Source organism: Ureibacillus manganicus DSM 26584, assembly GCF_000772945.1.
Classification (GTDB): Bacteria; Bacillota; Bacilli; order Bacillales_A; family Planococcaceae; genus Ureibacillus; species Ureibacillus manganicus.
Window position 1 is genome coordinate 1 of record NZ_JPVN01000050.1, and the last position, 9,483, is coordinate 9,483.

Below are 9,483 nucleotides of genomic sequence, written 5' to 3' on the forward strand. Positions count from 1 at the left end.
CGGTTTGATGAGGGGGTGGCCATGAAAATGGTCACCCTACTCTATTTTGATGATACAATATGCTTCACACATATAACGACTAAATATAAGTAACCTATAAATTTTCGTTTTGTTGTTTAATTTCTTCTTGGGCGAAAATTGCATTTGCTTCTTTAAGCTCATTAAATTGATCTACAGAATTTCCTGGTATGTTTTTTAAATTCGGATATTTAGAGTCATTTTCTATAGTCACTTTTCTTTCTTCTGGTGCTGTTGTAAGGTACTTTTCTTTTTTCTCCAAACTGATCACTCCTTAAGTAAAGTTTTAGCGGTTGTATCAAAACTATACATAGATCCAATCATTCAATCAGAGTAGAAAATTTATTCGACAAACAATGACAACAAATTGGGCGATTCTTCATACACTAGGTTTGGGGTGAGAATATGGGAAGAATAAAGTATCGTGATGCAGATATCGATTTAATTGCAAGGATGATGAGGGCCGAGGCCGAGGGTGAAGGAAATCAAGGAATGTTATATGTTGGTAATGTTATTGTAAACCGTGTTGCTGCAGATTGCTCAGACTTTCGAGATGTAAGAACAGTGGAAGACGTTATATACCAAGTGCAAGGTGGAAATTACTCTTTCGAGGCTGTTCAAAAGGGAAACCTATTTTACAATCCAGCAAGAGAAAATGAACGCAGATTAGCAAAACAAGTTATTACTTATTGGAGAGATCATCCAGCTAAATATGCCTTATGGTATTTTAATCCATACGCTCCTTGTCCTCCAACATGGTACGATCAACCATTTACTGGGCAATTTAAAAATCACTGTTACTATGAGCCTGCAGCTGGTACATGTCCAAGTGTTTATGTGTAATTTCTATTCGATTGACTAAATTAGATGAAAACCCCTTAGCCCTATTCTAAGAATGGGACTAAGGGGTTTTCTTTAGGTGCCTCTGTGCTTTCTCACTTCTAGTGGAGGATTGTTATGAATTACTTGGTTGAACTCTTTTGAGTATTCTTCACGATGATTAATATCTTTCTTCGGCTTTTTCATCTTTTTAAAGCTCGTTTTACTTTTCTTAGCCATCGCTGTACACCTCCTAAATGATTGACAGAGTCCTACTTAATTTGCGTCAAAATACTCGATTTATTCGAAAGAAGGTCAATTGCCAACTTTTGTTGAATTTGTATTAGAACAATGTTCGAAAATTATGGGATAATAATAAAGGGGAGTCACTTATGCAATTGCATGAAATCTTGATTTTTGGAGGTATCTGGGGCTGGCTAATGATTTTTTTCTTAACGCCACCTCACCACAATGTGAGTAATGAACCACAAGAAAAATCCTCAATAATGACATTCTCAAAAGTCTTTCAGATAAGTTTAATACGAGTTGTTTTACATAAGAAGGCAATCTTAGCATTAGTTTTATTTGTCGCTACTATTATTTATTTTTGGAGTTATTTTGAGTCAATTGAAGTGTATCGGCAAATTCATGGAGAAGATGGCTTTCGACTAATCAGTCCAAAGGTAGATGGTATTTATTATGTTTTTGGGGTAACTATTTATACTGCAGTCCTATACCTTTGCGCAGTTATTAATAGGGCAGATAAATTAATAAAAAGCACAATAGAGTAGTCAAGGTTTTAGTACAGACAAAAAATCAAGTGTGTAATCCGGTTAGGATTGACACTTGTTTTTTAATTTGAAAAATCATCCATCTGGATGGTATATGGATGGAACCGTTTTCATATATATTCTAAAAGAATATGGGAGGTTAAATTTTCAAATGGCAGAGACTGAAAAAATTACGATCAATATGAATGTTGTAGATTTGGGGAAAGTGGATTTATTAGTTGAACAGGGGTTTTATTCAAATCGCACAGATTTTATAAAGACAGCAATTCGAAGTCAATTAACAACTTACTCAAATGTGGTTGAGCCTCTCATTAAAGAAAAATCATTTGCAGTTGGGATTAGTTATTTCAATAAAAGTTTGCTTGAAGAAGTACATTCCCAAAATAAACAATTGGATATAAAAGTGGTTGGTATGTTGGTTTTAGCTGATGATATTGAAGAAGAATTAGCAATAAAAACGATTAATTCAGTAAAAGTATTTGGCGTACTTAAAGCATCACCAGAAATAAAAGAAGTAATCAATCATATCAATCATGAAAAACTAATGGTTCGTTAACATAGAATTAGTATGTGTTGGTTAGGTTTTACTTAGATACGTGTGTAGTATGCTTAAATGGGTATTAATACATGCCTAGTTTTCAGTTTCATGTTACAGTTATTAAAAATATGAATGTGAGTAGGAGAAAAACATGATTGAAGTAAAAACATCTAAGGTTAGTGACGGAGAATTTAATAGAGGAGTATTCGCTACTCGTGATATTAAAAAGGGTGAACTCATCCATGAAGCCCCTGTAATTGCATATCCAAATGATCAACATCAATACATAGAGCAAACATTACTAGCTGATTATGCATTTGAATATGGTATCAATCACACGGCAATTCTTCTAGGGTATGGAATGTTGTTTAACCACTCCTATGAACCGAATGCAACTTATGATATTAATTTTCCTAATCATACATTCGACTTCTTTGCTTACAAAGACATAAAAGCAGGAGAAGAAATTTTCATCAATTACAATGGTGATGTAGATGACAAAGAAGAACTGTGGTTCAATAAAGAAGATAAAGAATAATTGAAAGTGAGTCGTTGTACACAAATATCAACGGCTCTTTTTTAAAAAATTAAAGCTATAGGGAATGATATTTCCCTATAGCCAAAAAGAAAAAAATTTATTATTAAATTTGTTCTGATCTTGTCCCAGGATTTGAATTCCTACCGCCATCATCTTCCCAACGATCAATTTCCCCAATGTCGCCGTCAAAGTCCCGAGGCTTACCTTCACTACCAGTTGGTGTGTTGGGCCCCTTTACCTTATGAAGAATCATTACATCATCCTTTATTATCATTTCATTCTATAATATGCCGTGACGATATTATCCGTTCATAGCTATACAGAAGTGCTTGAGAATAGAAAAGTAATTTTCAATGAGGCTTATCTCAGTTGCTTACTTCATGTAGGCTTGTAGTATTTACACATCTTATTAAAAAAATTAGACATTGCAAAAATGCAATGTCCACAATCTAGGGATTTATCTTGTAATTATATGTAGCTGATTTCTTTAACTTCCTCTTCTTGTAAGCATTGAAAGCTGTTTTGAATGAAGCATAATTGCCAATAGCAGAGTAACCATAAAAGAAACCCATGAAAATGCCAGCGAGTAAATCGTATTTATGACTGACAAAAATGGCTAGTAGAAGACCTAACACAACTGGTACTGTTGGTACGAACACCGGTTTAATCTTAAAAATCATTTTTATTATTTGAGTCAAAATCAAAATCAAAGGTACTGCAATTAGAACGTCCCAAATGTTTGTGTATATGGTTGGAAAATACATCTAAACACCCCTATGTTGAATAAAAATTGTATATTTTGAAGTATTTACATATATCAGCTACATATTCAAAAATGTGAAAATAATGTTTATTAGTTAAATTGTGGCGCGATTCACTGTCAATCCATATAGTGTAGGGATAATAATGCTATTAAAATATTATTCCACTACAGTATAAAACCTATGCTTAAATGAATCTTTTTTACTGGTGAACCGTAAAAGATATTAGAAGAAATAAAGGGGCGTGAAAAAATGAAATTGTCCAGTTTTGCAAAGGGAGTCACTGGGACGTTTGAAGCTGTTTTAGCGATCCCGTTCTTTGGTGGATTAATGGTTGTTATGAGCGGGTGGCAATTATTAACTATTGCGTTAATTCTTCATATTGTAACAGCAGCAATCGCAATTGCCAACCGAACTTCAGTGGCTCCAAGTGTATTAGGAATTGTTACAAGTATTGTTGCGTTTATTCCAATTGTTGGCTGGTTCCTTCATGCCATAACAGCAATTTGTCTATATCTTAGCGCCTATAGAGATTCAAGACATGAGGCGTATCATAGGTAATGAGAAAATATTCTCGTTAATTTAAGGTTGAAAATATAAATAAATAATAATTGAATTTAATTGTTGACGTTAATCCATTGGGTTAACGTCTTTTTTTATTGAACAGTATTAAAGGAGTAATTCTTATCGGACCAGAGACTGAGAAAAAGTTCGAACCTCCGACGCTTTTTGCGCGGCTTTTACTGTACTAAGATAATTTCAGATAGGAAATTACATCCAGATATACAAACAGTTAGGAAGGAATGCGAGAAGATAAGGAGGGATAAAGGTGTATCTAAAAATCATAAAGAATGATTTTAAAAGAAAAAAAGTAATAACCAGTACAGTATTTGTGTTTATAACTTTAGCTGTTCTATTAGGATCTAGTGCAACAAATATCATAGCAAACTTAATTCAGTCGATGTCAGCATTTAATCTAGCAGCAGAACCAGCTGACATTACACAAATGCACGTAGGTGACTATGACCAAATAGCAATTGATCAATTTACGGAAGCGCATCAAGAGCAAATTGCCATGCAAGAGACTATGGAGCTTCTCACGATTGATGGAGTGAATATCCATTTTAGAGATAATAACTCTTTCGCTGGAACAGTTCAGGATATTTCTTTTGTTGTGCAGAATACAGAATTTGATTTTATTTTGGATTTAAATAATGAAAAACTTAATGTAAAAGAGGGAGAAATCGCAGTTCCAATCTATTTCATGGAAGAATATGAATTAACAATAGGCGAACTGATTACGGTTGTACAAGGTGCTTATAAAAAGCAATTTGTTATTGCAGACTATGCACGTGATTTTGAAATGAACTCATCCCTTTCTTCTTCAAAACGGTTTGTTATTAATCCAAAAGATTATGGTGACATGCTTCAAGGCAAAGTAGGGGAACGAGAATATCTCATTCAATTTAAATTAAGAGAAAATGCAGATTCAAAAAAGCTGCAAACCGAATACATAGATTCGGGTCTTCCAGCAAATGGTCCTATTGTAACTGGAGATATGTTTCTAATATTTAATGCCTTGTCAGATGCAACCATTGCAATAATTATTATCCTAATAAGTATTCTACTAATTATTATCGCTTCTCTTAGTATTCGACTGACCTTCTTAGCCACAATAGATGAAGATTTAAGAGAGATTGGGGTAATGAAAGCAATCGGCCTTTCTAATAAGGATATAAAGAAAGTATATCTCAACAAGTATAGGGTTATGTCAGTGGTCGCAGGGATCATTGGATATTTACTTTCTTTTGTAGTCATCAATCTATTTACAAGCAATATGAGACTTTATTTATCTTCAGATTTATCAGGAAGTTTAAAATATCTACTATCACTTGTGGCTCCATTATTTGTTTACTTAATGATAGTGTTGTATTGCAAGAAAATATTAAAACAAATAGATAAGATTTCAGCAATTGAAGCATTACGCTCAAACATAATGGTAAGAGGAAAGAATCGAAAATACAGATTCCCTCTCCTTCAAAACAAGTTCTTTAACACTAATATTTATATGGGAATTCGAGATGTCTGGAATCGCTTTAAACTATATAGATTACTCATATTAATATTTGCTGTATGTACGTTTATTATCATTCTTCCATTAAATTTGTATAACACTATGAACTCCCCAGAATTTACTACTTACATGGGTATTGGAAAATCTGATGTAAGAATTGACCTCAGAAGAACAGATACGATTTCAGAAGACTTTAAAAAGCTGCAAGAGGAATTACAAAACGATCCAGGTGTTGAAAAGTTCTCAGCTTATATAACGAGTTCATTTCCCGTAAAAAATAAAGAGGGGACATGGGATTATCTAAATATCGAGACTGGTGACTTTTCAGTATTCCCATTGAATTATTTAAATGGAAGAGCACCAGAAAAAGCCGGGGAAATTTCACTTTCTTATGCAAATGCTTCATCAGATGGTCTAAATAAAAAAGTAGGAGATGAAGTAATAGTAGAGGTTGTAGGAGAAGAAAAATCTTTGAAAGTAACTGGTATCTATCAAGATATTACGAATGGTGGGAAAACAGCTAAGGCCCATTCTAGCCTAGGTTTAAATGAAGATGCCGTTCTTTGGTATATTGTGTACTTGGACTTAAGAGAAGGTGTAGATAAGGTTAAGAAAATGGACCATTACCAAAATATGTTTGTTGGTGCTCAAGTAAATGATATTCAAGATTATAAAAAACAGACGCTAGGAAACATGATGAACCAACTGAATTCTATTGTGCTTGGTGGCATTGTAATTGCTGGAATGATTATTGTATTAATTACTGCATTATTTATGAAGATGCTATTGTCAAAAGATCAATCGCAAATCGCTATTATGCGAAGTATTGGGCTTACGTCAAAACAGATTCAACAACAATACGTCGCAGGAACGTTGATGGTACTTATCGTTGGAATAATTCTCGGTGTACTCGCTTCAGAATTTTTAGGAGAGTTTCTATTCAGTTTAGCCATGACCTCAATGGGTGCTGCAAGAATTGAATTTATACAGATTATCTGGCAAACGTGGATTTTATGTCCGTTAATACTAATTGTAATAGTCGGTGTAACCATCACATTATGTTGCAAGGCAACGTTTAAAAAGGATTTATCTATAGTTTTAAGAGGATAAAACAACAATCGATTTTTTGAAAACTTGGAAGGGACCAATGCAGATTAAGTTTAAGCTTCCAAGGATAAACGGTTCCTCTTGATCTAAAAAAATCAACATTGGAGGAATATAAATGACCAACATAATTGAAGCAAGTAATATCAATAAAAAGGTAGAACTAGATAAAGGGCATGAGCTTCATATTTTAAAGGATGTTAATTTAGTCATTAAAAAAGGCGAATTTGTATCAGTCATGGGTCCTTCTGGAAGTGGGAAATCAACGCTTCTATATAATCTAAGTGGAATGGATCGCGTTAGTTCAGGTAGCGTGGTGTTTCAAGGACATGAACTTGGCTCACTAAAAGAAGATGAATTAGCAAAAATTCGTCTTAAGTATATGGGCTTTATCTTTCAAGATATAAATCTTCTTAAAAATCTATCAGTCATTGACAATGTTATGTTTCCTGCACTTGTATCAAAAGGTGTAGTTAAAAACAAAGTACTGCAAAAAGCAAGAAAACTATTACAGATGACTGGAATTGATAAATTAGAGAATCATCAAATTACCCAAGCCTCCGGTGGACAGCTTCAACGAGTTGGTATTTGTAGAGCGTTGATAAATAATCCGGATATTATTTTCGGAGATGAACCAACAGGGGCATTAGATTCCAAATCAACCGAAGATATCCTATCCATTCTTGGTGAAATTAGTAGTACAGGTACAACAGTTATGCTGGTCACACATGATGTAAAAGTTGCAGCAAAAACAGAAAGAGTATTGTTCATGAAAGATGGCAATTTAGTAGCAGAGAAGAAAATGAAGAAATTTGACCATCTTCAAGACGACAGTAAGGAGAGGGAAGAAAGCATTATGAAGTGGATGGTGAAGAACGGTTTCTAATATTTATAATATTTGAATGCAAAGACAAGCATGGCGTTACTTTAAATAAAGTTAGCGCTATATTTGTTTCCGATTCCTATTTAATTACATTTATGGTTGTATATGTAAAATACTATGAATTTGTCTACTGAATAAAAATGCAGTTGAAGTAAAATGTGTATTTACGAGAATAAATATGTATTTTTAAAAGTCAACTTAACGCATTAAAATATTGACCTTGATTATGTCAACTAGATGGGTGTATAATCATATAGTAGTTATCTGGATTGTAAGAATTCATGTTAGATTCCAATGCAATCCAAAAAATAAAACATTCTGTTACCTCCTTATTGATCACCAGTATTAAAAGGATGTAGTTGAATGTGATCAATTAATGGAGCAAGGAGGGAGACAGACCGAAAGGATGGTTCGATGAGTTTAGACCATACAGCAGGTCTCAAAGAGAAAAGCGCAGACGATTATTCATTTAGTCAGGTTCCGGTAGAAAAAAGGAACATGGGTTGGTTTAGTGTAACCAACATCACTTTTGGTATTGCCACTGCCATTTTTTATTTTCAAACAGGTAGTGTAATGGCACTTCAATTTGGTGCAGCAAACGCAATTATTTCAGCAATCTATGCAATAATAATTGCAGGACTTTTAGGCACAGTCATTGCATATTTATCAGCGAAGTCTGGAATGAATGTGAATCTCATGTCTAGACAAGGTTTTGGGTACATAGGTGCTTCACTAACATCATTAATTTACGCATCGAACTTTATAATGTATTGTGCATTTGAAGGTATGATTCTCGTTGCAGCAGTACACGCATTTTTCCCCTCAATTCCGTTATGGCTTCTTATTGTCGTATTCGGTTCAATTGTGATTCCACTAAATTGGTTTGGTATTAAACAATTAGACAAACTACAAAAGTGGTCATTACCAATCTTTTTCATCTTCTTAATTCTCACAATTATTTTTGCGGCAAATACTCCGTCACAATTTAACGGTAATTTCTGGACATACTTACCCGATGGAGTTCAAATTGGCGGAACTGCATTACTATTATGTATAGGGATGCAACACGGTATAATGGGACTAACAGCGCTAATAGCTTCAGATTATGCGAGATACCTTAAACCGAAAGATATTAAAATAGGGTCTATAATGATTGGTTTCATTCCACAAATTTTCTGTTTTGGTGTCATGGGATTATTAGGTATATGGTTTGGAGTCCGTTTAGGCGAGTCAAATCCAGGGATTTACATTGTCACACTTCTTGGACTAGGCGGAGTAGTTTTTACGATGTTAACACAATTACGTATTAACGTCACAAATATTTACAGTGCTTCCCTATCACTGTCCAATTTCTTTGAGAATGTATTTCATTTCAAACCTGATCGTCGTTTTTGGGTTGTAGTCTCAGGAGTTCTATCAATTGCCTTAATGTTAGGTGGTATTCTTGATTATTTAGGTGCTGCAATGACATTCCAAGGGGTACTATTAATGGCTTGGGCTGCGATTTTAGTGACAGACGCATTAGTAGTAAAGAAATTATTAAAGATAGTGCCACAAGAATATGAAGCACGACAAGAAAAATTATATAAATGGAATCCTGTTGGCGTTGTTCCGTTAATTATTTCAAGTGTCCTTGGTACGATTGCAGGTTTAGGATTTATGGGTACCTTCCTGCAAAATACAGCAACATTCTTTGCGGCATTGTTAGCTTCTGTATTAACAGTTGTTATTGCTATATTTACGAAAGGTAAATATTACAGTAAAAACGAGACAGAGGAACATAGTGTTAATGTGAAAAAACAAAAAGAGATAAAATCGCCAAAATCATTTAAAGAAATTACAAACGAATAAATATAACTCCTTAAAAGGTTTAAGGAGATCAATAGACGGACCGCTCCTTGGGGTCTGTCTATTTTTTGTGCGCTCGGCATGGGCTTATAACTTGGTGGTGAAAGTC

At 34.1% G+C, this 9,483-nt stretch carries 12 protein-coding genes; 8 read left to right on the forward strand and 4 right to left on the reverse strand.

The genetic code is table 11. The annotated features are described in order from the left end of the window. Nucleotides 1-94: 94 nt before the first annotated feature. The gene (locus CD29_RS18965) at nucleotides 95-280 is read right to left on the reverse strand and encodes a hypothetical protein (protein ID WP_036190540.1); all 186 of its coding nucleotides are present in this window, start codon (nucleotides 278-280) and stop codon (nucleotides 95-97) included. Between the two features lie 143 nt (nucleotides 281-423). Here CD29_RS18965 and CD29_RS18970 point away from each other — a divergent pair, with 143 nt between their 5' ends. After that, the gene (locus tag CD29_RS18970; protein WP_036190543.1) at nucleotides 424-861 is read left to right on the forward strand and encodes a cell wall hydrolase; all 438 of its coding nucleotides are present in this window, start codon (nucleotides 424-426) and stop codon (nucleotides 859-861) included. A gap of 72 nt (nucleotides 862-933) precedes the next feature. On the opposite strand, the gene CD29_RS20565 is transcribed toward CD29_RS18970, so the two are convergent. Next, complete coding sequence (locus tag CD29_RS20565; RefSeq protein ID WP_169716210.1) at nucleotides 934-1,077, reverse strand: hypothetical protein; 144 nt, start codon at nucleotides 1,075-1,077, stop codon at nucleotides 934-936. A gap of 152 nt (nucleotides 1,078-1,229) precedes the next feature. Between CD29_RS20565 and CD29_RS18975 the strand changes: the two genes are divergently transcribed. The 3 genes from CD29_RS18975 to CD29_RS18985 all read left to right on the forward strand — a co-directional run bounded on the left by CD29_RS18975 (nucleotide 1,230) and on the right by CD29_RS18985 (nucleotide 2,704). Next, nucleotides 1,230-1,628, forward strand: a complete 399-nt coding sequence (locus CD29_RS18975; protein ID WP_036190546.1) for a hypothetical protein — start codon at nucleotides 1,230-1,232, stop codon at nucleotides 1,626-1,628. Nucleotides 1,629-1,779: 151 nt separating this feature from the next. Further along, nucleotides 1,780-2,184, forward strand: coding sequence for a CopG family transcriptional regulator (locus tag CD29_RS18980; protein ID WP_036190549.1), 405 nt, complete (start codon nucleotides 1,780-1,782; stop codon nucleotides 2,182-2,184). Nucleotides 2,185-2,317: 133 nt separating this feature from the next. Next, nucleotides 2,318-2,704, forward strand: coding sequence for an SET domain-containing protein (locus CD29_RS18985; protein ID WP_036190552.1), 387 nt, complete (start codon nucleotides 2,318-2,320; stop codon nucleotides 2,702-2,704). Between the two features lie 103 nt (nucleotides 2,705-2,807). Here CD29_RS18985 and CD29_RS20380 read toward each other — a convergent pair whose 3' ends face one another. Next, entirely contained in the window at nucleotides 2,808-2,978 is a 171-nt protein-coding gene (locus CD29_RS20380; RefSeq protein WP_169716211.1) for a hypothetical protein, read from the reverse strand. A 175-nt stretch (nucleotides 2,979-3,153) separates the two neighbouring features. Further along, nucleotides 3,154-3,468 carry a hypothetical protein gene (locus CD29_RS18990; RefSeq protein WP_036190555.1) on the reverse strand — a complete coding sequence of 105 codons (315 nt, stop codon included), beginning with the start codon at nucleotides 3,466-3,468 and terminating at the stop codon, nucleotides 3,154-3,156. A 249-nt stretch (nucleotides 3,469-3,717) separates the two neighbouring features. Between CD29_RS18990 and CD29_RS18995 the strand changes: the two genes are divergently transcribed. From CD29_RS18995 to CD29_RS19010, 4 genes are all read left to right on the forward strand, one after another. After that, nucleotides 3,718-4,026 carry a hypothetical protein gene (locus CD29_RS18995; protein WP_036190557.1) on the forward strand — a complete coding sequence of 103 codons (309 nt, stop codon included), beginning with the start codon at nucleotides 3,718-3,720 and terminating at the stop codon, nucleotides 4,024-4,026. 268 nt (nucleotides 4,027-4,294) lie between these two features. Then, nucleotides 4,295-6,649 (forward strand): ABC transporter permease, encoded by a 2,355-nt coding sequence (locus tag CD29_RS19000; RefSeq protein ID WP_036190560.1) that lies wholly within the window; start codon nucleotides 4,295-4,297, stop codon nucleotides 6,647-6,649. Nucleotides 6,650-6,761: 112 nt separating this feature from the next. Next, nucleotides 6,762-7,529 (forward strand): ABC transporter ATP-binding protein, encoded by a 768-nt coding sequence (locus tag CD29_RS19005; protein ID WP_036190563.1) that lies wholly within the window; start codon nucleotides 6,762-6,764, stop codon nucleotides 7,527-7,529. A gap of 411 nt (nucleotides 7,530-7,940) precedes the next feature. Next, entirely contained in the window at nucleotides 7,941-9,377 is a 1,437-nt protein-coding gene (locus CD29_RS19010) for a purine-cytosine permease family protein (protein ID WP_036190566.1), read from the forward strand. Nucleotides 9,378-9,483: the final 106 nt, after the last annotated feature.

Bases quoted from the DNA above. Each gene is read 5' to 3' on its own strand.
- CD29_RS18970 (WP_036190543.1), top strand. From the start codon at position 424: ATGGGAAGAATAAAGTATCGTGATGCAGATATCGATTTAATTGCAAGG.
- CD29_RS20565 (WP_169716210.1), bottom strand. From the start codon at position 1,077: ATGGCTAAGAAAAGTAAAACGAGCTTTAAAAAGATGAAAAAGCCGAAG.
- CD29_RS18975 (WP_036190546.1), top strand. From the start codon at position 1,230: ATGCAATTGCATGAAATCTTGATTTTTGGAGGTATCTGGGGCTGGCTA.
- CD29_RS18980 (WP_036190549.1), top strand. From the start codon at position 1,780: ATGGCAGAGACTGAAAAAATTACGATCAATATGAATGTTGTAGATTTG.
- CD29_RS18985 (WP_036190552.1), top strand. From the start codon at position 2,318: ATGATTGAAGTAAAAACATCTAAGGTTAGTGACGGAGAATTTAATAGA.
- CD29_RS20380 (WP_169716211.1), bottom strand. From the start codon at position 2,978: ATGATAATAAAGGATGATGTAATGATTCTTCATAAGGTAAAGGGGCCC.
- CD29_RS18990 (WP_036190555.1), bottom strand. From the start codon at position 3,468: ATGTATTTTCCAACCATATACACAAACATTTGGGACGTTCTAATTGCA.
- CD29_RS18995 (WP_036190557.1), top strand. From the start codon at position 3,718: ATGAAATTGTCCAGTTTTGCAAAGGGAGTCACTGGGACGTTTGAAGCT.
- CD29_RS19005 (WP_036190563.1), top strand. From the start codon at position 6,762: ATGACCAACATAATTGAAGCAAGTAATATCAATAAAAAGGTAGAACTA.
- CD29_RS19010 (WP_036190566.1), top strand. From the start codon at position 7,941: ATGAGTTTAGACCATACAGCAGGTCTCAAAGAGAAAAGCGCAGACGAT.